Source organism: Candidatus Berkiella aquae (assembly GCF_001431295.2).
Classification (GTDB): Bacteria; Pseudomonadota; Gammaproteobacteria; order Berkiellales; family Berkiellaceae; genus Berkiella; species Berkiella aquae.
The window spans coordinates 1,421,598-1,446,189 of sequence record NZ_LKAJ02000001.1; the positions used below are offsets into that span (position 1 = coordinate 1,421,598).

Genomic DNA, 24,592 nt, shown 5'->3' on the forward strand with positions numbered 1-24,592 from the left:
TGAGTTGAATAACTCAATTGTTCAATAAGCGAGTTATTTGTTAGTTATAAAGTTGACAATGTGCCGACCACGAAATAAGATGAGCGACTATTTACATGATTTAGTTGTTTATTTAAGATGAGCAACTACTCACTAAGTTCAGTTGTTAGTTAATTATTAAGGGGCGGTTCGATGCCAACAAATAACAGTTTTTATCAAAACAATAAGAATGCCATTAAATTTTCATTACTTTCTGCGGCATTATCGAGCTCCATTATTGCTTTGGGTACTTCTTTAGCCTTATTTCCTGCTTTAGCGGTAATTAGTGCTGCAACCACCATTACTTTTATTGCAGTTACTTTAACAAACTATATGATTAGTTTAGCTACACATATTAAGAATGTGGCTGCCGGTTTAGAAAAAACCATTGAAAATGTGAATGAAAGGGTTATTGAAAGCAAAGCGACGCTTGAGGAAGTGAACAGTGTCGTTAAAAATGCGAAAACAACGGTTAAAACCGTTAATAGTGAAATAAAGCCATTAACAAAGCAGTTGAATAAGACAATCAGAGCGGCTGAAAAAGCGATTGATAAAACCAAAGAAAAAATTGATGAGATCAGTAATCAAGCAGCAGCTACCCTACAAAATATAGATGAAACGCATATTCCTGCAGTGATGACGCAGGTTGAAGCAGTGGTAGAACATGCGAATGAAACCATTGGTGCAGCAACGGCAACGTTACAACAGATCAATGAAACGCATATTCCTGCGGTGATGGCGCATGTTGATACAGTGGTAGAACGCACGAATGGAACCATTGGTGCAGCAACGACAACGTTACAACAGATTAATGGAACGCATATTCCTGCGGTGTTGGGTCAAGTTGATGCGGTAGTCAAATCTTCAACAGCGACTATCGAGCAAGCAACAGCTACGTTAAAGCAAGTAAATGAAACGCATATTCCTGCGGTGTTGGCGCAGGTTGGAACTGTGGTCGAACATGCAAATGAAACCATTGGCACAGTCACTGAAACATTAAAGCAAGTGAATGAAACGCATATTCCTGCAGTGATGGGCCAAGTCGATGCGGTGGTAAAATCCTCAACAGCCACTATTGAGCAAGCGACAGCTACATTAAAGCAAGTGAATGAAACGCATATTCCTGCAGTGATGGGTCAAGTGGATGCGGTAGTCAAATCTACCACAGCAACGATTGCTTCAGGACAAAAAGCAATTGATGAAATCAGTGGCCAAGCGGCAAGCACTTTGAAAAATGTGAATGAAACGCATATTCCTGCGGTAATGGGTCAAGTCGATGCGGTAGTCAAATCTTCAACAGCGACCATTGAGCAAGCGACAGCTACGTTAAAGCAAGTGAATGAAACGCATATTCCTGCAGTAATAGGCCAAGTAGATGCATTGGTGAAATCCGCCACAGCAACGATTGCTTCAGGACAAAAAGCAATTGATGAAATCAGTGGCCAAGCGGCAAGCACTTTGAAAAATGTGAATGAAACGCATATTCCTGCAGTGATGGGCCAAGTCGATGCGGTAGTCAAATCTTCAACAGCGACCATTGAGCAAGCGACAGCTACGTTAAAGCAAGTGAATGAAACGCATATTCCTGCAGTGATGGGTCAAGTGGATGCGGTAGTCAAATCTACCACAGCAACGATTGCTTCAGGACAAAAAGCAATTGATGAAATCAGTGGCCAAGCGGCAAGCACTTTGAAAAATGTGAATGAAACGCATATTCCTGCGGTAATGGGTCAAGTCGATGCGGTAGTCAAATCTTCAACAGCGACCATTGAGCAAGCGACAGCTACGTTAAAGCAAGTGAATGAAACGCATATTCCTGCAGTAATAGGCCAAGTAGATGCATTGGTGAAATCCACCACAGCAACCATTGCTTCAACCCAAAAAGCGATTGATGAAATCAGTGGTCAAGCGGCAAGCACTTTGAAAAATGTCAATGAAACGCATATTCCTGCGGTAATGGGTCAAGTCGAGGCGGTAGTCAAATCTACCACAGCAACGATTGCTTCAGGACAAAAAGCGATTGATGAGATCAGCGGCCAAGCGGCAAGCACCTTGAAGAATGTGAATGAAACACATATTCCTGCGGTAATGGGTCAAGTCGATGCGGTAGTCAAATCTTCAACAGCGACCATCGAGCAAGCGACAGCTACGTTAAAGCAAGTGAATGAAACGCATATTCCTGCGGTAATGGGTCAAGTCGATGCGGTAGTCAAATCTTCAACAGCGACCATTGAGCAAGCGACAGCTACGTTAAAGCAAGTGAATGAAACGCATATTCCTGCAGTAATAGGCCAAGTAGATGCATTGGTGAAATCCACCACAGCAACCATTGCTTCAACCCAAAAAGCGATTGATGAAATCAGTGGTCAAGCGGCAAGCACTTTGAAAAATGTCAATGAAACGCATATTCCTGCGGTAATGGGTCAAGTCGATGCGGTAGTCAAATCTACCACAGCAACGATTGCTTCAGGACAAAAAGCGATTGATGAGATCAGCGGCCAAGCGGCAAGCACCTTGAAGAATGTGAATGAAACACATATTCCTGCGGTAATGGGCCAAGTGGACGCGGTAGTCAAATCTACCACGGCAACGATTGCTTCAGGACAAAAAGCGATTGACGAAATCAGTGGCCAAACGGCAGCCACATTGAAGAATGTGAATGAAACGCATATTCCTGCGGTAATGGGCCAAGTCGATGCGGTAGTCAAATCTTCAACAGCGACCATCGAGCAAGCGACAGCTACGTTAAAGCAAGTGAATGAAACGCATATTCCTGCGGTAATGGGTCAAGTCGATGCGGTAGTCAAATCTACCACAGCAACGATTGCGTCAGGACAAAAAGCGATTGATGAGATCAGCGGCCAAACGGCAGCCACCTTGAAAAGTATGAATGAAACGCATATTCCTGCAGTGATGGGTCAAGTCGATGCGGTAGTCAAATCTACCACAGCAACGATTGCTTCAGGACAAAAAGCGATTGATGAAATCAGCGGTCAAGCGGCAAGCACTTTGAAAAATGTCAATGAAACGCATATTCCTGCGGTAATGGGCCAAGTGGACGCGGTAGTCAAATCTACCACGGCAACGATTGCTTCAGGACAAAAAGCGATTGACGAAATCAGTGGCCAAACGGCAGCCACATTGAAGAATGTGAATGAAACGCATATTCCTGCGGTAATGGGCCAAGTCGATGCGGTAGTCAAATCTTCAACAGCGACCATCGAGCAAGCGACAGCTACGTTAAAGCAAGTGAATGAAACAACTTTGCCGGAATTAACGCAAAAGCTCAATGCTATTTTAGATAGCACGAGAAGTACCGTAGATGATTTAACCCCACAGATCCAAGGTACTTTAGCGCGGGTTGATGCTGCAGTTGATAACGTCAATGAAGGTATGGGTGTCGTCAGCACGTATGCAACGCCAGTGACATTAACCGCTCAATTAATGAGAGGGACCAAAAATAAAACAGTCAATGCTGCTGTTGGTATTAAAGATACCGTGGTATCGATGGGAAGTGGACTTGGTAATGGGCTGAGTACTCTCAAGAGTTATGTATGGAGTTCTACACCCGCTGAACAAGAAGAAGATTCAGTTGAGAATGAAGAAGTGAATCAGTTAGAGCAGGATGATGAAAGAGATCTTCAAGGTGGAAATTTAGATCGAACTCGACAACAGGTTACTTTATAAAGCAGTTCATAAGATACACTCTCTGCCCCAGTGAATACTGGGGCAAGCAGAGCTGTTATTGGATGATAATACAAGCAGCAACATTTCTTTCTTCGGCGGCGAGTACGGTATAAGTAAAGCAGGCTCGTCGACTATCCATAAATTCAATACCAATCCCTTTTTGCCATAGCTCTTGAAGCAAATCATCACTTGGGATCGCAGATATTTCGCCTGTGCCAAGTAACAAAATATCGGGCTTATTATCATAAAGCGATTCAAAATGCCGGGTGGTTAAATCTGCAAATTGGTTAGGTTCCCAAGGAACGATGAGCTGATGAGGACGAATAATGACACTTTGCTCATAGCATGCTTCATTGATCCAAATTTTGCCGGGTTCGTAGCGTTTGATTTGGTAGGTGGCGGTGGTTTCGTCTTGCTGGATATGCATTTATATTCTTCTCATTTGATTAATGATAAAAATCCCCCGCTCGTCCACCTACGGTGACGAGCCGCCCCCTTTTATTCAAAGGGGGCAATGATTCTGGCTCCAATTAGGTGTTTATCGTGATGATTTTCATTCTCTAAATATGTATATATTCTTTTCATTGCTTTTACCTCAGGAATATAGGCATATTCGATGAGCGAAGCGAATCAATCGCCCCCTTTGGACAAAAGGGGGCCGCAAGCGAAGCTGCGGGGGATTTCTTCAAACTATAATCTTTTGCTTGAATCTTAGCAGAACTCCCTTACAATCGATATACTCTTTCCATTTTGCTTTTAGGCGTTGTTGCCTACGCTCATCTCGCAAAAGTCATGTATTTTTTATACACTCCTTTTGTTCAAGAGCTCGGCGCCTAGCCTAAAATCAAACTGGTTCGAGTAGTTGTCATAAAAAGCCATTAAGCAAACTAAATGAATAAGTCTGTAACCCTGTATCTCCCCAATCTGCAAATGACTGACTTTGCAGCAAATGAGGGGCCTTTAGCGTTGATCTTGTCTAAAGCCAACAAGATTGACCGCGAATCGGTAGCACATCCTTATCAAAATTTTTTTCAAGGATTGGATGGCGCGGTGCCCGCTGCGGCATTGTTGGCTGACTATTTAGGCGAATCAAGAACGGCATCCTATTGCTTAGCTTCTCCCATTGAATGTCATGTTGACCAAAAAACAGCTTACTTTGTCCAAAGAGTGACTCAATTATCAGAAGCCGATGAAAACACCTTACTTGAAAAACTCAATCATTTTTTAGCAGAAGATGGTATCGCTTTACGACGTGCAGATAAGGGAATATGGCTTTTTGCGCTGACACATCATACCGATGTGCATTTTCATGATCCGGCGACGCTAGTTGGCAAAAGTTTGGCTTCTTATCTGCCAACGGGTAAAGATGCGGTTTATTGGCATCGTTTGTTAACAGAATGCCAAATGTTATTGGTAGAATATGGCCTCAGTGTCTGGTTTTGGGGAAATGCGAATCCCACGAAATTGAAAACGGATTATGATGCACTTTATACCGACGATCTGATTTTAAAAGCGCTAGCAAAAAGCGTGGGTATTATCGCCAAACCTTTACCAACAGCTTGGGAGCCCATGTTGTTGCAAAATACTAACGAACTCTTTATTGAACCACCCCATGATTTAATGGCACCACTTTTGTCAGCGTTACGTCAAGGCAAGATAAAATCGCTTAAATTAATCACAGAACAAAAAGAATATATGCTTAAAAGACGCCATCTTTATTATTTTTGGCGAAGCAAAAGGATTTCGAATGACAGCACTACCGTTAGCAAAAATTAAACGAAGAACCATTAATGCTGAGCGCGAAGCCGCAGCAAAAGCAGAAGGGCTTGATCCGCTATTGGCACGAATCGTTGCCTCAAGACCGACACTATTAGAAGAATCTGTTTTAACGATGCTCGCGCCCAAATTAAAGGCCCTGGATTCTCCGCATAATTTACCTGATATTGAGCGAGCGGTTGCTAGGATCTGTGATGCATTAGCAGCTGGCGAAGTGATAGGTATTGAAACCGATCATGACTGTGACGGGCAAACAAGTCATGCGGTGCTTTATTGTGCTTTGGTCGATATTTTAGGTCATCCGGCAGAAAAAGTTCGCTCCTACATTGGGCACCGCTTAAAAGAGGGTTATGGTTTATCAGAAGCGGTTGCGGCGCGGATTTTGGCAGATTCGCCTCGTCCTACCTTAATTATTACAGCTGATAATGGCTCTTCTGATGAAGCACAAATTGCGTTATTAAAGCGCCACGAGATTGATGTGATTGTGACCGATCATCATGAGATCCCCGTCGATGGGATCCCACAAAGTGCTTATGCGGTGGTTAGTCCTACCCGTACAGATAGCCAATATCCTGATAGGCTCATCGCAGGTTGCATGGTAGCCTGGTTATTAATGGCAGCAGTGCGTTCGCATATTGTGCAAAATACTGCAAAAATATTACCCAGTTTAGCCGAATGTTTAGATTTTGTTGCTGTCGGGACGATTGCGGATTGTGTGAGTATTGCTCGCAGTAAAAATAATCGTGCCATTGTTTCTTATGGGATGAAACTGATTCAACAAGGCGTGCGTCCCTGCTGGCGTGCTTTAATCCCTATTATGTCATCACCCCTTTCTTCTGAGGATCTCGGATTTAAAATTGGTCCGCTACTCAATAGTGATGGCCGTTTAGCTTGTGCTTTTGGCTCAGTGAGCTTTTTACTGGCTAAAAATGATAAAGAAGCTAAAGAATGGGTTGAGCATTTACAAATACAAAATACCGAGCGCAAAAGTATTCAAGATGCTATCACGCAGCAAGCAAAAGAACAGGCATTAAAGCAATTTGCTGAGAAAAAAAATAGCCTTTGCATTTTTTTAGAAGATGGACATGCAGGCGTGCATGGCATTAGCGCTAGCCGAATTAAAGATTGGTTTGGGCGACCTGTGATTATTTTTTGTCCCAAGCAGGAAGACTCGAATATCTTAACCGGCTCTGCACGTTCCATTGAAGGTATTCACTTAAGACACGCTTTACAAACGATTGCTGATCGATACCCGGGTATTTTAGTGAAATTTGGTGGGCACCAAGCAGCAGCAGGGCTCAGTATTTATCGTGAAAGAGTTGCTGATTTTACCCGGTATTTTGAAGAAGTCGTTTGTGAACAACTAAATGGAGTCGATGTTGGGCCTGAAGTATGGTCAGATGGTGAACTTTCTATTGATGCTATCTCGATTCCGGTTATTAAGAAACTCGTCGAATCCTTAGAGCCTTTTGGCCGAGAATTTGAGTCACCAGCCTTTGAATTAGAGGGTAAAATTATTAGCCTTAAGGTTATGGGGCAGACTCAAACACATTTAAGAGTAGGCTTGGTGGTGAATGAGGTATGGTTTGAAGCCGTTTGGTTTAACAGCTGCGATCCTAATGAACCGATGCCAGTAAACGTTGGTGATGAAGTTAAAATTGTTTATATGCCAAAAATACAAACCTTTCGTGGAGAATTGAAACTCAATTGTCAGATCATTCATCTCGAAAAATTTGTTATTTAGTTAAATGCTTAAAATTATATACTCGAGCCAGTTTGAATTACTCATTTTAGCTAAGATATTGTATAATTTGCTGTTTTTGATTGGTAATAGAGAGCCGGGCGTGGAAATTGCACCTTTACTATCACAGCTAAAAGATTTAGCGAACCGTCTTAATGATCTGCGGAGGTATCTTTGACTTTGATGAAAAACGCGAGCGTTTAGAAGAAGTCAGAGTCATGTTAGAAGACCCCGCTATATGGCAGGATCCAGAACAGGCCCAAGCCCTGGGCAAAGAGCGCGTGCTGCTGGAAAAATTGGTCACGACCATTGCTAATGCACAAAGCAATGTCGACGATGCCTTGGATCTATTACAGATTGCCAAAGAAGATGACGATGAAGCCACCTTTCATGATTTAGAACAAGAAGGAACGCGCTTACAAGCGATTATCGAAGAGCTTGAATTTCATCGTATGTTTTCAGGTGAAATGGATGGTGCACAAGCCTACGTTGATGTTCAAGCAGGCTCAGGTGGCACCGAAGCACAAGATTGGGCAGAAATGTTATTGCGGATGTATTTGCGTTTTGGTGAGCGTAAAGGCTTTAAAATGACCTTGCTTGAAGCTTCCGCAGGGGAAGTTGCAGGCATCAAAAGTGCAACGATTAAAGTTGAAGGCGAATATGCCTATGGCTGGTTGCGCACAGAAACCGGCGTTCATCGCCTCGTGCGTAAATCGCCATTTGATTCAGGCAACCGTCGGCATACCTCATTTGCCGCTATTTTTGTGTCACCCGTCATTGATGAAAAGATTGATATCCAAGTCAATCCTGCCGATTTGCGAGTGGATACTTACCGCGCGAGTGGCGCAGGCGGTCAGCACGTCAATCGAACCGATTCTGCTATTCGTATTACCCATATTCCGACAGGCATTGTTGTGCAATGTCAGAGCGATCGTTCGCAACATAAAAACCGTGCACAAGCCATGGAACAGTTGCGTGGTAAATTATATGAATTAGAAATGCGCAAACGCCAAGCAGAGCAAAATGCCATGGAAGAAACCAAAACCGATATCGGTTGGGGCAATCAAATCCGCTCTTATGTGCTTGATGATTCACGAGTAAAAGATTTACGTACGGGAGTAGAAACTTCTAATACCCAAGGTGTATTAGATGGCAATTTACTTGAACTCTTTATTACAGCCAGTTTAAAAGATGGGTTATAAACATGACAGATGAAAGCCAAAAAGTAGAAGATCTTAATGAACAGCTAGTGAACCGTCGTGAAAAATTGAAACAACTGCGCGACGCTGGTAACCCTTTTCCCAATGACTTTAGACGAGATGCTTTTGCTGGCGATATGCATGCTAAATATGATGCTATCGAAACCGCAGATTTAGAGGCACAAGCGGTTAAAGTTAAAATGGTAGGGCGCATGATGACAAGGCGTCATATGGGTAAGGCGAGCTTTCTTAACTTGCAGGATATGACCGGCGTCATGCAAGTCTATGCTAAATCAGAAGAGCTACCCGAAGGCGTATATGAGCAATTTAAACATTGGGATTTAGGGGATATTGTTGCGGTTGAAGGTGTTTTATTCAAAACCAAAACCGGTGAATTATCCGTTAAAGCAAAGAACTTACGGTTGCTGACCAAGGCATTACGTCCGTTGCCAGAAAAATATCATGGCTTAACTGATCAAGAAACCCGTTATCGTCAACGTTATTTAGATTTGCTGGCTAATGAAAAAACGCGAGAAGTGTTTAAAACGCGTATCAAAATTATTCAAGCAATTCGTGATTATTTAAATAATCGAATGTTTCTGGAAGTGGAAACGCCTATGATGCAACCCATCCCAGGGGGAGCTGCAGCAAGACCTTTTATTACGCATCATAATGCACTCGATATGCAGCTTTTCCTACGAATTGCCCCTGAACTTTATTTAAAACGACTTGTGGTTGGTGGGTTTGAACGCGTTTACGAAATCAATCGCAATTTCCGTAATGAAGGGGTCTCTACTCGTCATAACCCTGAATTTACCATGCTTGAATTTTATCAAGCCTATGCTGATTATCATGAGTTGATGGATTTAACCGAAGATTTGTTACGTTCAATTTCACAACTCGTATTAGGAACGACGACTTTAGTTTATCAAGGTGAGAGTTACGATTTATCAAAACCGTTTACCCGCATGACGGTAAAAGAATCTATTTTACATTTTAATCCTCAGTTAACCGCTGACGATTTAGAAAATCGTCAAAAATTAGAAAGCTATGCCAAAGAATTAGGCTTACCCCTTAAAAGTGATTACGGAATGGGTAAGATTCAAATCGAAATATTTGAAAAAACGGTTGAATCACGATTAATGGCGCCTACCTTCATTACCGAATATCCAACCGAAGTGTCACCTTTGGCACGTGCCAGCAATCATAATCCGGAAGTGACCGATCGATTTGAATTTTTTGTCGGTGGCCGTGAAATTGCGAATGGTTTTTCTGAGTTAAATGATGCGGAAGATCAAGCGGCTCGCTTTAAAGCACAAGTTGCGCAATTTGAAGCCGGGGATGCCGAAGCAATGCATTATGACGATGATTTTGTTACGGCATTAGAGCATGGCTTACCACCCACCGCCGGGGAGGGGATTGGTATCGATCGCTTAGTGATGCTATTTACAGATGCGCCATCGATTCGTGACGTCATTTTATTCCCCCATATGAGAGGGAATTAAATCTACCTGTTTTGCTGCGGTACTGTTAAGGCAGTGTGCCGCAGCATCTTTTCCGCAATTTTTATCTCATTCTTGTTTTTTCTCACTATACAAGCTTTTCATTCCCTTCTACTAAGAACTTTTCTTATTGTAAGTAAGTAAGGCATCTGATATTTTTGCCAGATAATTGATATTAAAAGAGAATGGTATGCCATTGAACGATGATGTCTCGCCTAAAGCAAAAAACACAAAGTCTGAGCTACGTTTTGGTCCTATTGGATTAAAAAAAGCCACAAAATCTGGATATAGTTGCGCTAAAAATGGTGGCGATCGCCCAACCATTGAAATATTACAAATGCGCGGATATACCAAAGAGGAATCTAAAATGTATCTTAGGAGCTATGATAGCGTCATCATTGAACCGACAGAGAAAGCGTTACGTAAAGCAAAAGAGTCCGGACGTAAATCGGCTAGCAAGGGAGGGAGGCGCCCCACCATTGAAATATTACAGCAGCGAAATCAATATAACCTACAACAAGCACAGATGTACCTTCTTACTTTCGATATAACGACTGAACAAAGAAATAAAAAAAGCGAAGATAAATATACAATTCTGCCTAAGATAGTCCCTGTTCATCAGTTAAAATTTGAAAATGTAAACACGCAAAGCGCTGAAGTGACAATAGAGGCGAATATATTAAAAGCATCATGTGAGCTAGAAAATGTTAGCAAGCAAAGCGATGAATACGTGATAAAAGACGATTTGTTTGCCATTTCATTTGAGCCGATTGCTGTTAATGAGTCACAAGAAGAATCTTATAGTGAATCTCTTGAAAGAGCATATTTGGAGAATATTGGCAAACAGCTTAATGGGCAACTGTATTCTGAGTTAATGTTGGCTGAAGACAACTGTGTATTAACATCTTCAACGGATGAACCCTTATTTAGCATTGAAAATGAAGCCTATGTTGCTGCATTTGTACCAAGGTTTAGTTATTGTCAAAACCATACTGAATCATTTGAACAACGCTGTTCTCATCCAGAAAATAATCTAGAAGACAGGAGATATCTAGCATTCTTGAGCATGCTCCAATAAGAATTATTCTTATTGTTAGCAAGCAACAGCTATGTTACTTTTTCGTATTATTTACTTGTCCAAATAACCTGTGCTATCAAACCACTAGGATGTGACATGCCAGCAAAAAAAGGAAGTAACAAAGTTGCAGCAAAAGAAAGGTTATTAACGCTACGCAAAGCCAAATCATCTGGTAGCCAGAGCGCACGTCAAGGAAATCAACGTCCAAGCATTGAAGTTTTGCAAAATAAATATACTCAAGAACAAATAGAAGCTTATTTTCAGGGATATGATCGAATTGCTGGAACGCCAGAAGAACAAGAACAACGAAAAGCCAAAATTGCAGGTGCTTTGAGAGCCAATCAAGGCATGCCGCGACCCACTATTGAAGAATTGCAGAATAAATACAATCAAGAGCAAATAACGATTTATTTACATGCCTATAATAAAACGATTGGCACAGCTGAAGAACAAGCAAGACGAAAAGCTATAATATCAGGCAGGCAGAGGGCAAGAACAGGAGGCTCCCGCCCAACTCATGAGATTCTGCGAAAAAAATATTCCGAGGAACATATTGCGGTGTATTTGAAAGCGTATGATGAAAAAGCAGGGACAAGCGAAGCAGTCAATTTGTTAAAAGCAAGAGAAACGGGGCGAAAATCAGCGCAGAGACGTTGTATACGCCCAACGATTGAAACTTTGCAGTACCGAAACCACTATACGCTAGAACAAGCGCAAGCGTACTTGATAGGTTTTGACAAAGGTTGTGAACGGCAAAGGCAACAATCCCAGCTTGTGAGTCAAATTCAGGTACAAGTAAGTGAAGATGTTATCGCTACTCATGATTGTCCGCCGCTATCTTATCTTGAATTGCTTGAAGAAGCCTATTTAGATGATAGTCAAAAATGTTCTGAGTCGACACTCTATTCTGAGTTATTTTTTGTTAAAAATAGCGTTGCGGCCAATCCTCTTCTTTGCGATGAACAAATACTGGGTTTTGAAAATGAAACGCTTATTTTTTCGCTTGTGCCGAGTTTATCCCTTTGTCAAAGAAAGTATGATCCCTTAAACAAGGAAGATATTGATAACGATTTTCAAGAGATTAAACTAGGGTTCCCTAGCTTATAGTACGACTTCATCAAATTAACTCAACAGACGCAAGCTAGCTTGAGTGTCATATTGGTTTCGATACACATCAGCATGACTATAAGATTTGCCTTCACTTATGGTATTAACTGTATTCCACCAGTCTTCGAATGACTGAAATTTATCTTTGACTCGCTGTAAACCATCATCTGAAATGTGAAGAGCTACTTTTTCAAAATCGCTTTTGTGTTCTTTAAGAATTGTTTCTAAAATGGTCTGGGTGGGAAGATAGGTATGATGGTATTCCAAAGATTCTTTTTCTTTAGCAAAGGCGTCTGCATCCTCGAAATCATCAACTTGCAATGATGTAAAGTGCGTATTTTTTGCATTACATAGTTCAAATATTAATGCAGCAAACATGTCTGAGAAACGCTTGTCTTCTTTGACAATTTGAATATTGCCAGATAGTCCATTATCAATCCATATCGCATTCGCCTCACATTGATTTGCTTGAACAAAATCAACCGTAATGCGTCTGGTTCCTTGTTGCGTAGCCTGTTGTATCAGATCATCAAGCAGAGGGATTTGCGCAAGCAATATCATCAGTGCTTTAGCGATATGATTCATTTCTGGGTCGTTATCGGTATTAATCGAAAAATGGTTATAAGAAAATGTTTGCGAATCCTTCTGATGGTGTTTCTTTAACTGAGAAAGCGGAACATAGGTTGTTTGTTGATATTGTTGTCTATAAATATCAGCATGACTAAAAAGTTGACCTTCAAGTGGGCTATTCTTTGCTTTCCAAAATACTTCAAACGATGAGCATTCGTTGATTAACCTATCAAATTCATCATTAAAAATAGCTAAGCCATTTGCTGTAAATACTTCTTTGTGATGATTGGCGATATCATTTAATAGTACGCTTGTTGGCTGATAAACACCTTTATATGCGGCTAATTCTTTAGCTAGTGCAAAATTGTCTGCATCATCAAAATGCTTGGCTAGGATGTTAAGGGGATTATTTGCGATGGTATGACAGCATTTTGCATTATACAAAACGGTCAATAAAGTTGAAAACATCGGTAAAAAGTCAGCGCTTTTTACGATTTTACTATATTTTTTGTTGTTTCGAAGCTCCATCGAACCATTTGTTTGGCATTCGTTTTGGCTAACAAAATCAACGAAGATTTTGCCATAAAGCGTGGCATTCTCAATCAACGAATCGAGTAAAGGAATGTCGGGGATGAGTTTAACGAGTGATTCGAACATTTGAAGCAATTGAGGATCATGCTCAACATTTAATACTAATTTTTTGTAACGCATCATTCATTCTCACCACTGTTACTGCAAGAACGCAACATAACATTTTATAAAAATAAGTTCTAATGAATATTAAATAAAATGCTGAAAAATACGAACAAATTTAATGTTATGATTTTTTGTTTTGTATTACGCATTTGCTTAAAATTTGTTCTGTCTTTTTATTCGAACAAATATTTTATTGGTGAATTTCCTGACATTAGTTATTTAGTGTTATATACTCTGCGCACTTGTTGCACCATCACTTAGTTGAGATGGTTATGATTAAGACAAAATGCTTTGGAGTTATTTATGTTATATAACCCTTTTGCCAATCAACAGCTGCTGGAAAGAGCGAGAAATTCAGGCCGTGAGGGAGCTCACGTTGGCTATGCCCGCCCAACGATTGAAACGCTACTAAAACGCAACAACTATAGCTTAGAGCAAGCAAAACACTATCTTCACGCTTATGATGTTGCTGCGGGAACACCACAAGAACAAGCCCAGCGCAAAGTAAAAAATGCGGGGCGTTATTTAGCATATCATGATGGTGATCGTCCGGATATTCATACTTTGTTAAAACGTTATAGCCCAGAACAAGCGCAACTATACCTTGATGCATACGACAAAGCAGCAGCAGTAACGCCTGAGGTACAAGATCGTAGAAGAATGCAAAAAATTAAATGAATGGGAAGCGCGTGCGCTAGACGAGGAGCAGGAAAACGCCCTAAAAATCAGAAATTATTGGAACGTTATCATCCAGATGAAGCGAAACAATACCTTGAGAGTTATGACAAAATAGTAACCATGCAACATGATCAGAGTGAATTGAAAAAAATATTTGACCTGGGACGTGAATGCGCTTTGCGAGGTGAAGAACGTCCAGCACTTGAAAATCTATTAAAAAATTATACGGCCGATCAAGCAAACATATATCTTCTTGCCTATGATCGCACAGTAGGAATGCCTGAAATAAATGTGAATATCTCTAAATGTAAGAAAACAAAACGCGCTGCCGAGCCAGAAAAGCGAAATATAAGGCGAAAAACTAAAGAGGTAATGGTAAACGAGCAACCTCCGCAACTTGAAAATCTACTATTCAACTTTTCCGAATATTTAAGTGAAAATGAAGTCGTCATCAACGAGTTACCGACTTCTTTAGATAGAACACCGACCCCTATGTTAGGATATTCGTACTATGGCCAACCTGCTGCTGTACCCCAAACGCAGAGGTATATGTCGGGATATCGCCAACCGTCTGTTTTACCTGAAACGACAACTTGTATACCAGGATATGCGTATTATTGCCAACCGGCTTCTTTACATAAAACGCCAACTTATATGCAGGGAAATCAATATCAGAACGATAAATACCCCACTTCTTTAGCAGAAACGCCAGCTTGTATCTCGGAATATCAGCACTATAGCCAACCAGCTTCTTTACATGAAATACCAACTTGTATGCAGGGAAATCAACATCACAACGATAGACAACTCATTTCTTTAGAAGAAACACCAACTTTTATGCTGGCAGATGAGTACGATGGTCAATTCGCTTCTTTAGAAGAAACGCCAAACTTTATGCCGGGATATCAGTACTATGGTGAATGCCAAGATAAAAATTTCTTAGGCCTAGAAGCAAATGATTTAGAATATTCTGTTGAAGAAAAATTTGAAATTTTTCAACATACTATATTTGGATGAGTTCGCAATTATTTAAAAATCGCTTCAGCCGCCATTAATGGCTCTTGCAAAGCAGGTTTTAACAGCAGATTTTCTTTAGGATCAAGACCCAATCGATTGAACGCAGGAATTTCAGTTCTATCAATTTGGGCTAAAGGATGAGGTGTTCCTTCTAGAACGAAGATTTTTGCAACCAAAATCACATCAGCTAAATCTGCTTTAGGAATTTTGCGATAATACTGCGTCATGTTTTGCGGAATGTTGGCAATATTGGGAGGGAACTGCCATGAGTTTAAAATGGCTTCGCCAAGTTTTGCATAATGATTTTGGATTAATTCATCGAGCACATTAAGATTTTTCAATAATTCTGGTTGTGTTTCAGCATAAGTAAGAATAGGTAAGATGCCAATTTCATGTAGCAAGCCCGCAAGCATTGCTTCATCGGGGGCAAACTTTTTAGTATAATTCGCAATCACATACGAAGTTGCTGCAATTTGTCCACTATGTTTCCAGGCATCGTTTAGTTTTTGCTCAATCACTTTGTGTTTGGCAAGGAATAACTGTTCCATGGCTAAACCAATCGCCATGTTTGAAACAAAGCGCACTCCTAAACGGCTAATGGCATTCTCTAAACTATTAATGGCAACACGCCCCCGAACTAAGGGGCTATTGGCAAGTCGAATAATACGTGCGGTTAAGGCAGGATCTTTGCCGATAATGCCTTCAAGCTCTTCAATCGTAACATAGGGGTTCTGGCTAACTTCTTGAATAGCCATTGCAATCTCGGGTTGGGTCGGGAGTGGAAGTCGATTTCGTTCAATGGCCTCAAGAAGATCCATAAAGAAGGTAGCGGATGCATTGAGGGATAGATCCATGAATAACTCCTTGACACCAGACGATTGAATGCGTTGCCCCTCACTGGGGGCTTACATTAAGTCTAGACGATGAAGTTTTGGTCCATCAGCTTTCTTGAAGCGAATTTTGCTAAAATCAGCATACTGTTCATCTAGTACAACCAGTAACTCAAATCCCTGCTTAACCTTGGCACTACGCACGACAATACCAGGCGCTTCATTGGGTGCATCTAAAATAATAACCTGATCGCCTGGGCAGGGTGGGGGTTCTGTGCTTTCAGCCAGCAAGGCACGGTACATATGGCGTTTGATTTTGCCTTTGTAGTGCATTCGGGCAATAATTTCTTGCCCTAAATAACAGCCTTTATCAAAACTAACACCTTTGAGTTCTGGTAAATTCACATGATGGGGTAGTAATAAATCCTCGGTGTTAGGGTACAGACTTGGGATCCCTGCTTGAATATCTAAAGCTTCCCACTGTTCCGTTGACAAACCTTGTGTCGTTTTTTGCATGGCTTGGATAAAGGATTCAGCAAGCGACGTTGCGAGGATGACCATAAAACGAGGGATGCTTCCTGGTAGACGGCAAATGATGAGGTCACCTTCTGGTTGAGGCAAATAAGTTGTGCCTCCTCCTGCGACGGCATTGACTTGCTCGCTCATTAACGCTGTCAAGAAATCAGAGGATGCTTCACCGACTAAGCCAAAATATCGCAAGCCTTCCGCTTGCTCTAATTTGACTTTAGAAAATAGGGCGTACTTTTTTAGATTTTGAATTGCATGGGGGATCAAGCTGGCAGCAGCAATTAAAAGATAACGAGACTCTGATCCTTGGGATAATTTGAAAATTCGAAATAAAGATTGCATGCGCCCTTTTAGATTACAGTGAGCGCCAAGCTGACTTTGATCATCGGTAATGGTTTTCAGGTTAACGGTTAGCTGACCTTGTAAAAATGTTTCTGCATCTTGGCCGCTTACAATCAATGCGCCAAGGGAAGAGAGCTCGCAAAAACCAATCTGACTTGCCTCGATGGAGGGTGAAAATGCTTGCCATTTAGTATGCATCGGAATATCTTCTCGTTGAATATTCTGGGACGCAAAGTATACCATTAATGCTGAGATAGAGATGATATCTATGAAAATAAACTGTTATTTGGCTGACATAATATGTTAGAAAAAGTCAATGAAATTCTTCATTTTTGGTTTGGAACCGATAAAAATAATTATCTCGCAAATGCAGCCTGCTGGTGGAAAAAAGACCCAGCGTATGACCAAGAAATAAACGAAAGATTTTCACAGGTGCATCAATACGCGGTGAGTGGCCGCTTGAATGAGTGGATAAATCAACCACAATCGTGCTTAGCCTATATCATTTTAGTCGATCAATTTTCACGAAATATGTACCGTGAAACTCCGCTTGCTTTTGCCTACGATAACCTGGCTTTAGCGGCTTTTGAGCATGGTAAAGAGCAAAAATTAGATAAAGATTTACCTTTAGTGCAACGGTTGTTTTTTTATATGCCATTAGAGCACTCCGAAGATATTCAGCATCAGAAACTGTGTTTAGCGTTGATGAAACAATTAGAGCAAGAAGCGCGTGAATTAGCGCCGAATTATCTTAGCCTTATGGAGCAATCCTTTGACTATGCGCAGAAGCATTATGATGTTATTCAACAATTTGGTCGTTTCCCACATCGCAATGCCATTCTAAACAGAGAAAGTACGCAAGAAGAACTGGTTTTTCTCAGTTTACCCAATAGTTCATTTTAAGTGAGAGGAAATATTTCGTGCACGAATTAGATAGAGTAAAACGTGAAAAACTTCGTTGGGCGTGCAGGCGAGGCATGCTTGAGCTCGATTTGTTTTTGGTTCCTTTCTTTGAAAATAAATATGATAGCTTGCCTCTGGCTGAACAAGGCAATTTTGAGGAAATGTTGCATCATACCGATCCTGAATTACTGAGCTGGTTGATGGGGCATGAAACCCCTACCGTTGCTAATATACAAACCATCGTAACGAAAATTCGTGAATTTAGACTGCAAAATTGATTTAGGACGTTCTAAACAATTAAGCTGCTGGCTTTGGTTGTTAAGCGCTTTTGCCTGCTTTTGCACACTCTATGCTTTGCCTTGGTTTCTGGCATTAATAATCTTGCCGCTGATTATCTTTTATAGCCTTAGCCTATTACGTCAACAGGGTTGGCGTAATTCTAAACAGGCCATTATTGCTATTCAACGAAGAAGGCATGCAACATGGTATTTGCAAACAGCTTCATTACAAGGATGGCTTGTTCGCTATCAGGGAAGGGCATTTCGTAGTCCGTGGTTAATGATTGTCACCTTTCAAAAAATAACGGATAAGAGGAATATCACGGTAGTCATTACCAAGGATGCGGTTTCTTCGCAACACTACACGGATTTATTAGCTTGGCTGTGGATTTAAGACGTCTTTAGAAGCCAGGCTTACTGCCGATATGAGTATCAATGATGGTTTCCTTTTCTTTGAGGTGTCATGCGCCAGCGTGTAGAGCCAAATAAGCGCATCAATGTGGATTACGAACTCGTAGAACAGGTACGTCTAGGAGATAAGCAAGCATTTGATTTATTGGTCATTAAATATCAGTTTAAAATCTTAAAGCTTGTCAATCGTTACGTGAATGATCCCAGTGAAGCAATGGATGTTGCCCAAGAGTCTTTTATAAAGGCCTATCGTGCTTTAGATAAATTTCGTGGTGATAGTGCTTTTTATACATGGCTGTATCGTATTGCAATTAATACAGCAAAAAATCACGTTGTTTCTCAAAGTCGCCGTATGATTGAAGCGGATGTTGAAACCGTTGATATGGAACAAACATTAACTAAAGCTAATCTGAAAGAATATTCAGCTCCAGAAAAATTATTACTAGATGATGAAATTGAGCATGCTGTTTATGAAGTGATTGCACACTTACCTAAAGAACTACGCACTGCTATTACCCTAAGGGAATTAGAAGGGATGAGCTATGAAGAAATAGCCGGTATTATGGCTTGTCCGGTAGGCACGGTTCGATCTAGAATATTCAGAGCACGTGAAGCGATTGAAAGGCGGATCAAACCGCTATTGAATGAAACATAGGAGTTTGTAAAATGGACGCCAAGGATGTCAATGACAATCGCGAACATAACCTAGAATTATTATCTGCGATGATCGATGATGAATTATCGATTGCCGAAAAAAATCATCTTTTAACACAAATTAAAGCCGATGCTGTTTTGCAAGAAAAATGGCGTCATTTTTATATCGTTAAAACGATTATGCGCAAAAAATCGCAAGTACCAGCAAGTATCAATGAATTGACGAGCCAAATGATGATTCATGCAAGTGAAGAATCACATTTAGCGAATCTTCACCATCCAGAACAACATTAAATACTACACGACGGTTACCTTATTAGCGTCGGATAGTTACCTTTGATAATTTTCGGCTCGGGGTTAAATTATCTTGTGGTGCATTATTTAATCTTGCTCGATTTTTACGTACCCTTAATTGATATTGAGCAACCATTTTAAAATTTTGAGGAGCAGGCAGCGTCGTGTCCGTTAAGCTTTCCATTTCCGTTACTTTTTGCTTTCTTTGTTTAGATTGACTTAACGTAGTAGCAAGTGCTTGAATTTTTTTGACAAATGCAACAGAAGTATTGAGTTGGTCTTTGACAAGTTGTTCAAGCTTTTCACTAATATGAGGTTCATTAACGATGTGTTGTGATGCATAAAAGCTCTCTGATGAAAGCGATACAAGATGTTCGTCATCAAGTTTGCTCGTTAATGTACGATCATTGAGTATCTGTTTCGCGACACAAAAATACGCTGAACCCAGCATTGCGAGGCTCCATCCATCTAATTGTTGCAACCACTCGCTATTGTCAGCGAGTATTTGTTGGAAGATGTTAAAATGGCACGAAGCTAGCCTTGCCAGAGATTTATTATCTAATCTTTGCTTTAAGTTATCATCTGCGAGAATTAATTGAGCAACTTCAATACATGTGATACCAAGCCGTTCAAGATCGTTTCCATCTAATTTTATTGATAAGCGACTGTCTGTCAAGATTTTTTGTTTGATTTCAGGGTGGTTTGCAGCGAGGAGTGAAAGATCTCGCCCGTTCAATTTTTGACTTAAATAAATGTTTTTTATTATTTTTTTAGCTATTTTAGGATGTGATGAGCCAAGACTTGCCAGTTCAAATCCCTTTAATTGTTTCAGCAAGTCATTATCAGTCAGTATTATTTTTGCAATTTTAAGATGTGCTATGCCAAGCCTTACAATGTGTGAATTGAGTTCTTGTTTTAAATCTTTATTGGCTAGTATGCTTTGTGCAATTTCCAGATGTCCAGCACCAAGCCATGAAAGATTGTGTCCTCCTAGTAGTTTGACTAATTTACTATTCGTCAGTATTGCTTGAGCGACTTCAAGATGGAACATACCCAGAGAGGTGAGGCTAAATTCATCTAATTTATCTAGCAAGTTTGGATCGTTTATTATTTGCTTGGCAATTTTTAGATGGTTATTGCCAAGTCTTGCAATATCTTCTCCCTCTAATTGTTCCATTAAGTGATTGTCAATTAATACTTGTTCAGCGATTTCAAGATGTGAAGAACCAAGCGTTGTCAGGCTAAACGTCTGTAGTTGTTGCCTTAGATGAGGGGTAGTCATTATTTGCTTGGCAATTTTAAGATAAGTCTTTCCAAGCAAGACAAGCTGAGATTCATTTAATTTGGGCCATAAATCATTATCAGCCAATATGTGTTGGGCAATTTTAATATGCTGGGAGCCAAGCTTTTCTAGATCGGACCCAGTTAATGTTTGTTTTAAGTTGGCATCACTGAGTATTTTTTTTGCTAAAGGTAAATGTAATCCAATAATGTCAAGGATTAGATTTACCGATAAACGACTAAAAATAGGTTCATGGCTTAAGATAAAAGGGATTTTATGGGGATATTGCTTACAATGAGCATAGAACTCTTTTGCAGTAAGCTGGCAGAGCATAGCATTAATTTGTCCCTCAATTTGAGAGACGTCTCTAAACCGTTTATTAACGAGTGCTGCACCCTCTTTGCCATAAAGCTCGTGGGGCTTAAGGTAGCTCAATACTTTGGCTAATAACTCAGTTGGAAATGTTTCTTGTGAAAATGGATTGATATCTGTCATGCTGGTTTTACCTGGCGCGCAATTTGGTTAACGTTTGAATCATTTAGTGGCGGATCGTTCAATATCGTGCGATTGCAAGTAGCCCTGAGTTGTTGTTGAGTAACCATGTAAACTTTCTCTGGGGAAGGAAATGTGGTCTCTGCTAAGCACTCTATTTTAGTTCTTTGGTTGTGAGGCTCTATAGGTGCTTGGCATAGCTCAAGAGCAGACTGCTGAATTTTCGTTGCAAGTGAAATAAAATAAATAAGGCTATCATTGTTGCCTATTTTATTCATTAACGTATCATTATTCATAATTTGAGTGGCGATTTCAAAGTAATTTTCGCCAAGCCTTTCAAGGTTATAGCCATTTAATTTTTGTTTTAAATCACTATCTGCCAGTATTTGTTTGGCGATTTTAAGGTGATTTGCACCAAGTATTGGAAGGTGGTAGCCATCTAATTTTTGTTTTAAGTCACTATCATTGAGTATTTTCTTGGCGATTTCAAGATGATGTGCACCAAGCTCTGCAAGGTTCAAACCATTCAATTGTTGTTTTAAATCACTATCTGCCAGTATTTGTTTGGCGATCTCCAGATGCTGACTGCCAAGCTTTGCAAGGTTGTCGCCATTTAATTTTTGTTTTAAATCATCATTAGCAAGTATTTGTTTAGCTATTTCGAAATGCTCTTGACCTAGCGTTGCAAGGTTGTCGCCATCTAATTTTTGCTTTAAATTATCATCAGTAAGTATTTGTTTGGCGATTTCAAGATGACTTGCGCCCAATGTTGTCAGGTTGTTGCCATCTGCTTTTTTCTTTAAAGCAATATCGTTGAGTAGTGGTATTGCGATTTCAAAGTGGTTTGCGACAAACCATGCATGATCTTCGTCGGGTAATTGTAGTTCTAAATCATTAAGTTTGTTGCTAATTAATTTTTGATTTAACTCACTATCGTTGAGTATTAATTTAGCGATTTCAAGATGATTTGCGCCAATGCTTGCAAGGTTGCTGCCGTTTAGTTTTTGCTTTAAATCACTGCTGTTAAGTATAAATTGAGCGATTTCAAGATGTTTTTCGCCCAATATTGCAAGGTTGTTACCATTTAATTTTTGTTTTAAATCACTATTGTTGAGTATTTGTTTAGCAATTTCAAGATGATTTGTGCTAAGAGTTGCAAGGTCGTCGCTATCTAATTTTTCTCTTAAATCACTATCGTCAATTATATGTTTAGCGATGTCAAGATGATTTGCGCCAAGCAATGCAAGGTTAATGCCATCTAATTGTTCTTTTAGATCACTATTGTTGAGTATTTGATTAGCAATTTCAAAGTGATTTGTGCCAAGCGTCACAAGATTTCGAGGAGACAATTCTTGTTTTAAATCACTATCGGCGAGTATGCTTTTTGCTATTTCAAGATATTTTTTGCTAAGTGATATAAGCTGTTTAACAGGCAATTGCTGTTTTATCTCATTATCAGCTAGGCATTTTTGTGCTAATGGCAAGTGATATCCAGCTATCTCAATAATTTTATCCAGAGAGAGTCGAGAAAAAGTAGGCTCATGACTTAAGATATATGGGATTTTTTCAGGATATTGTTTTGCATATGCAAGCAGCTGTTTGGGAGTGAGCTGCAATAATGTTTCTTTGATTTGATTCTCAATTTGAGAGACATCTCTAAACCGTTTATTAACCTGAGCTGCACCCTCTTTGCCATAAAGCTCATGAGGCTCAAGATAACTCAATACTTTGGCTAATAACTCAGTTGGAAATGTTTCTTGTGAAAATGGATTGATATCTGTCATGCTGGTTTTACCTGGCGCGCAATTTGGTTAACGTTTGAATCATTTAGTGGTGGAGCGTTCAATTTCGTGCGATTGCTGGTTACCCTTAGTTGGTATTGAGCAACCATGCAAATCTTCTTTGGGCTAGGAAATACGTGATCTGCTAAGTCTTCTATTTCAGTTCTTTTACGCTTGCGCTGGTTGTTAGGCTCTACGGGGGTATGGCATAATTCAAGGGCAAGCTGCTGAATTTTGTCTGCTAATGAAATATAATTAAGAATGCAATTTTTGTAATATTGTTCGCTATTGTCTAGTATCTTAACTAATGAACTGTCATTCATAATTTGTTTGGCGATTGCAAGATGATTTGCGCCTATTTCTGAAAGTTTCCAACCACTTAGTGTTTTCTTTAAATTATTATCGTCGAGTATTAGTTTGGCGATTTCAAGATCATTATTACCGAAGGTTGCAAGGTTCCAATCATGTAATTTTGGTTTTAGATTATCATCGGTAAGTATTTGTTTAACTATTCCAAGGTGACGTTTGCCAAGTTCTTCAAGGTTCCAGCCATCTAATTTTTGTTTCAAATTATTATCATTGAGTATTTGCTTGGCGATTTCAAGGTGATTTTTGCCAAGTTGTACAAGGTCGTGGCCATATAATTTTTCCTTTAAATGCCTGTTGTTGAGTATAAATTTGGCGATTTTAAGATGATTTGTGCCAAGCCTTGCAAGGTTGTGGATATTTAATTTTAGTTTTAAATTATTATCGTTGAATATTTGGTTGGCGATTTCAAGGTGATTTTTGCCAAGACGTGCGAGATCGTAGCCATTTAACTTTTGCTTTAAATCATTATCGTTTAGTATTTGTTTGGCGATTTCAAGGTGATTTGTGCCAAGCTGTGCGAGATCGCAGCCATTTAACTTTTGCTTTAAATCATTATCGTTGAGTATTAGTTTGGCGATTTCAAGATGATTTGCACCAAGCTGTGCAAAGTTGTCGTCGCCATCGAATTTTTGCTTTAAATCACTATCGTTAAGTATTTGTTTGGTGATTTCAAGATGATTTTTGCCAAGCTGTGCAAGGTTTTCGCCATCTAATTTTTGCTTTAAATCATTATCGTTGAGTATTTGTTTGGTGATTTTAAGATGATTTTCACCAAGCAGTGCAAGGCTATAGCCATCTAATTTTTGCTTTAAATCACTATCGTTGAGTATTTGCTTGGCGATTTCAAGATGATTTTTGCCAAGCAGTGCAAGGCTATAGCCATCTAATTTTTGCTTTAAATCACTATCGTTGAGTATGTGTTTGGCGATTTCAAGATGCTTTTTGCTAAGTAGTCCAAACAGTTCAACGGGTAATTGTTGCATTATCTCATTATCACCCAGTAATTTTCGTGCTAATGGTAAGTGATGCCCAGTTATCTCAATGATTTTTTCCAGAGAGAGTCGAGAAAAAACAGCTTCATCACTTAAGATGGAAGGCACTTTGTCAGGATGTTGTTTACAGTATGCAATCAGAGGTTTCGGAGTGAGCTGCAATAATGTTTCTTTGATTTGGCTATCGATTTGAGAGACGTCTCTAAACCGTTTATTAACGAGTGCTGCGCCATCTTTGCCATAAAGTTCATGAGGCTTAAGGTAGCTCAATACTTTTGCTAATAATTCGGTTGGAAAAATGGAATGAGAAAATGGATTGGTATTTGCCATGACAGGAATATCCCCAAGAAAATAATTTGGCAAACAT

21 protein-coding genes are annotated in these 24,592 nt (G+C 40.0%); 14 read left to right on the plus strand and 7 right to left on the minus strand.

From position 1 onward, the window contains the following. Positions 1 to 171: 171 nt before the first annotated feature. On the plus strand, positions 172 to 3,705 hold the full coding sequence (locus tag HT99x_RS06440) for a hypothetical protein (RefSeq protein ID WP_259565802.1): 3,534 nt from the start codon (positions 172 to 174) through the stop codon (positions 3,703 to 3,705). 55 nt (positions 3,706 to 3,760) lie between these two features. Here HT99x_RS06440 and HT99x_RS06445 read toward each other — a convergent pair whose 3' ends face one another. Continuing rightward, a complete protein-coding gene (locus tag HT99x_RS06445; protein WP_075066440.1) occupies positions 3,761 to 4,132 on the minus strand; it encodes an MTH938/NDUFAF3 family protein in 372 nt (123 codons plus the stop codon). A 464-nt stretch (positions 4,133 to 4,596) separates the two neighbouring features. Here HT99x_RS06445 and HT99x_RS06450 point away from each other — a divergent pair, with 464 nt between their 5' ends. The 6 genes from HT99x_RS06450 (at position 4,597) to HT99x_RS06475 (ending at position 12,108) form a co-directional block, all read left to right on the plus strand. After that, positions 4,597 to 5,481, plus strand: coding sequence for a hypothetical protein (locus HT99x_RS06450; RefSeq protein ID WP_075066439.1), 885 nt, complete (start codon positions 4,597 to 4,599; stop codon positions 5,479 to 5,481). Further along, a complete protein-coding gene (gene recJ, locus HT99x_RS06455; protein WP_075066438.1) occupies positions 5,453 to 7,225 on the plus strand; it encodes a single-stranded-DNA-specific exonuclease RecJ in 1,773 nt (590 codons plus the stop codon). Before HT99x_RS06450 ends, recJ begins: the two co-directional genes overlap by 29 nt. 100 nt (positions 7,226 to 7,325) lie before the next feature. Continuing rightward, a protein-coding gene (prfB, locus tag HT99x_RS06460; protein WP_235528442.1) for a peptide chain release factor 2 occupies positions 7,326 to 8,424 on the plus strand; the annotation gives its coding sequence in 2 pieces (ribosomal slippage) (positions 7,326 to 7,397 and positions 7,399 to 8,424; 1,098 coding nt in all). 2 nt (positions 8,425 to 8,426) lie between these two features. Then, complete coding sequence (lysS, locus tag HT99x_RS06465) at positions 8,427 to 9,926, plus strand: lysine--tRNA ligase (protein WP_075066436.1); 1,500 nt, start codon at positions 8,427 to 8,429, stop codon at positions 9,924 to 9,926. Between the two features lie 187 nt (positions 9,927 to 10,113). Continuing rightward, positions 10,114 to 11,001, plus strand: a complete 888-nt coding sequence (locus HT99x_RS06470; RefSeq protein WP_075066435.1) for a hypothetical protein — start codon at positions 10,114 to 10,116, stop codon at positions 10,999 to 11,001. 96 nt (positions 11,002 to 11,097) lie between these two features. Beyond that, positions 11,098 to 12,108, plus strand: a complete 1,011-nt coding sequence (locus HT99x_RS06475; RefSeq protein WP_075066434.1) for a hypothetical protein — start codon at positions 11,098 to 11,100, stop codon at positions 12,106 to 12,108. A gap of 15 nt (positions 12,109 to 12,123) precedes the next feature. On the opposite strand, the gene HT99x_RS06480 is transcribed toward HT99x_RS06475, so the two are convergent. Beyond that, complete coding sequence (locus HT99x_RS06480; RefSeq protein ID WP_075066433.1) at positions 12,124 to 13,392, minus strand: hypothetical protein; 1,269 nt, start codon at positions 13,390 to 13,392, stop codon at positions 12,124 to 12,126. 285 nt (positions 13,393 to 13,677) lie between these two features. Here HT99x_RS06480 and HT99x_RS06485 point away from each other — a divergent pair, with 285 nt between their 5' ends. After that, positions 13,678 to 14,052, plus strand: a complete 375-nt coding sequence (locus HT99x_RS06485) for a hypothetical protein (RefSeq protein ID WP_075066432.1) — start codon at positions 13,678 to 13,680, stop codon at positions 14,050 to 14,052. Then, the gene (locus HT99x_RS06490) at positions 14,053 to 15,069 is read left to right on the plus strand and encodes a hypothetical protein (protein WP_075066431.1); all 1,017 of its coding nucleotides are present in this window, start codon (positions 14,053 to 14,055) and stop codon (positions 15,067 to 15,069) included. A gap of 8 nt (positions 15,070 to 15,077) precedes the next feature. Here HT99x_RS06490 and HT99x_RS06495 read toward each other — a convergent pair whose 3' ends face one another. Further along, positions 15,078 to 15,923, minus strand: a complete 846-nt coding sequence (locus HT99x_RS06495) for an HDOD domain-containing protein (protein WP_083482885.1) — start codon at positions 15,921 to 15,923, stop codon at positions 15,078 to 15,080. A gap of 51 nt (positions 15,924 to 15,974) precedes the next feature. Then, positions 15,975 to 16,967, minus strand: coding sequence for a CAF17-like 4Fe-4S cluster assembly/insertion protein YgfZ (gene ygfZ / locus HT99x_RS06500; protein WP_075066430.1), 993 nt, complete (start codon positions 16,965 to 16,967; stop codon positions 15,975 to 15,977). Positions 16,968 to 17,069: 102 nt separating this feature from the next. Here ygfZ and HT99x_RS06505 point away from each other — a divergent pair, with 102 nt between their 5' ends. The 5 genes from HT99x_RS06505 (at position 17,070) to HT99x_RS06525 (ending at position 19,309) form a co-directional block, all read left to right on the plus strand. Then, positions 17,070 to 17,672 (plus strand): DUF924 family protein, encoded by a 603-nt coding sequence (locus tag HT99x_RS06505; RefSeq protein WP_075066429.1) that lies wholly within the window; start codon positions 17,070 to 17,072, stop codon positions 17,670 to 17,672. Between the two features lie 74 nt (positions 17,673 to 17,746). Then, complete coding sequence (locus HT99x_RS06510; protein WP_200957124.1) at positions 17,747 to 17,950, plus strand: FAD assembly factor SdhE; 204 nt, start codon at positions 17,747 to 17,749, stop codon at positions 17,948 to 17,950. Beyond that, positions 17,928 to 18,344, plus strand: a complete 417-nt coding sequence (locus tag HT99x_RS06515) for a protein YgfX (RefSeq protein WP_075066427.1) — start codon at positions 17,928 to 17,930, stop codon at positions 18,342 to 18,344. The genes HT99x_RS06510 and HT99x_RS06515 overlap by 23 nt, the downstream gene beginning before the upstream one ends. A 69-nt stretch (positions 18,345 to 18,413) precedes the next feature. Continuing rightward, a complete protein-coding gene (gene rpoE, locus HT99x_RS06520; protein ID WP_075066426.1) occupies positions 18,414 to 19,016 on the plus strand; it encodes an RNA polymerase sigma factor RpoE in 603 nt (200 codons plus the stop codon). Between the two features lie 11 nt (positions 19,017 to 19,027). Then, positions 19,028 to 19,309: an RseA family anti-sigma factor gene (locus HT99x_RS06525; RefSeq protein WP_075066425.1), complete on the plus strand. Its 282-nt coding sequence runs from the start codon at positions 19,028 to 19,030 to the stop codon at positions 19,307 to 19,309. A gap of 22 nt (positions 19,310 to 19,331) precedes the next feature. Here the strand turns inward: HT99x_RS06525 and HT99x_RS06530 are convergent, their stop codons facing one another. Genes HT99x_RS06530 through HT99x_RS06540 form a run of 3 tightly spaced genes read right to left on the minus strand, consistent with a single transcriptional unit; the run spans position 19,332 to position 24,555 of the window. Continuing rightward, complete coding sequence (locus HT99x_RS06530) at positions 19,332 to 21,086, minus strand: F-box protein (RefSeq protein WP_075066424.1); 1,755 nt, start codon at positions 21,084 to 21,086, stop codon at positions 19,332 to 19,334. Beyond that, on the minus strand, positions 21,083 to 22,867 hold the full coding sequence (locus HT99x_RS06535; RefSeq protein ID WP_075066423.1) for an F-box protein: 1,785 nt from the start codon (positions 22,865 to 22,867) through the stop codon (positions 21,083 to 21,085). The genes HT99x_RS06530 and HT99x_RS06535 overlap by 4 nt, the downstream gene beginning before the upstream one ends. Next, positions 22,864 to 24,555: an F-box protein gene (locus HT99x_RS06540; RefSeq protein ID WP_075066422.1), complete on the minus strand. Its 1,692-nt coding sequence runs from the start codon at positions 24,553 to 24,555 to the stop codon at positions 22,864 to 22,866. Before HT99x_RS06540 ends, HT99x_RS06535 begins: the two co-directional genes overlap by 4 nt. Between the last annotated feature and the right edge of the window lie 37 nt (positions 24,556 to 24,592).

Coding starts and splice junctions, on each gene's coding strand:
- HT99x_RS06530 (WP_075066424.1), bottom strand. CDS start 21,086: ATGACAGATATCAATCCATTTTCACAAGAAACATTTCCAACTGAGTTA.
- HT99x_RS06480 (WP_075066433.1), bottom strand. CDS start 13,392: ATGATGCGTTACAAAAAATTAGTATTAAATGTTGAGCATGATCCTCAA.
- HT99x_RS06535 (WP_075066423.1), bottom strand. CDS start 22,867: ATGACAGATATCAATCCATTTTCACAAGAAACATTTCCAACTGAGTTA.
- HT99x_RS06505 (WP_075066429.1), top strand. CDS start 17,070: ATGTTAGAAAAAGTCAATGAAATTCTTCATTTTTGGTTTGGAACCGAT.
- HT99x_RS06470 (WP_075066435.1), top strand. CDS start 10,114: ATGCCATTGAACGATGATGTCTCGCCTAAAGCAAAAAACACAAAGTCT.
- HT99x_RS06450 (WP_075066439.1), top strand. CDS start 4,597: ATGAATAAGTCTGTAACCCTGTATCTCCCCAATCTGCAAATGACTGAC.
- rpoE (WP_075066426.1), top strand. CDS start 18,414: ATGCGCCAGCGTGTAGAGCCAAATAAGCGCATCAATGTGGATTACGAA.
- HT99x_RS06540 (WP_075066422.1), bottom strand. CDS start 24,555: ATGGCAAATACCAATCCATTTTCTCATTCCATTTTTCCAACCGAATTA.
- recJ (WP_075066438.1), top strand. CDS start 5,453: ATGACAGCACTACCGTTAGCAAAAATTAAACGAAGAACCATTAATGCT.
- HT99x_RS06485 (WP_075066432.1), top strand. CDS start 13,678: ATGTTATATAACCCTTTTGCCAATCAACAGCTGCTGGAAAGAGCGAGA.
- HT99x_RS06475 (WP_075066434.1), top strand. CDS start 11,098: ATGCCAGCAAAAAAAGGAAGTAACAAAGTTGCAGCAAAAGAAAGGTTA.
- HT99x_RS06525 (WP_075066425.1), top strand. CDS start 19,028: ATGGACGCCAAGGATGTCAATGACAATCGCGAACATAACCTAGAATTA.
- HT99x_RS06490 (WP_075066431.1), top strand. CDS start 14,053: ATGGGAAGCGCGTGCGCTAGACGAGGAGCAGGAAAACGCCCTAAAAAT.
- ygfZ (WP_075066430.1), bottom strand. CDS start 16,967: ATGCATACTAAATGGCAAGCATTTTCACCCTCCATCGAGGCAAGTCAG.
- lysS (WP_075066436.1), top strand. CDS start 8,427: ATGACAGATGAAAGCCAAAAAGTAGAAGATCTTAATGAACAGCTAGTG.
- HT99x_RS06510 (WP_200957124.1), top strand. CDS start 17,747: ATGCTTGAGCTCGATTTGTTTTTGGTTCCTTTCTTTGAAAATAAATAT.
- HT99x_RS06440 (WP_259565802.1), top strand. CDS start 172: ATGCCAACAAATAACAGTTTTTATCAAAACAATAAGAATGCCATTAAA.
- HT99x_RS06495 (WP_083482885.1), bottom strand. CDS start 15,923: ATGGATCTATCCCTCAATGCATCCGCTACCTTCTTTATGGATCTTCTT.
- HT99x_RS06445 (WP_075066440.1), bottom strand. CDS start 4,132: ATGCATATCCAGCAAGACGAAACCACCGCCACCTACCAAATCAAACGC.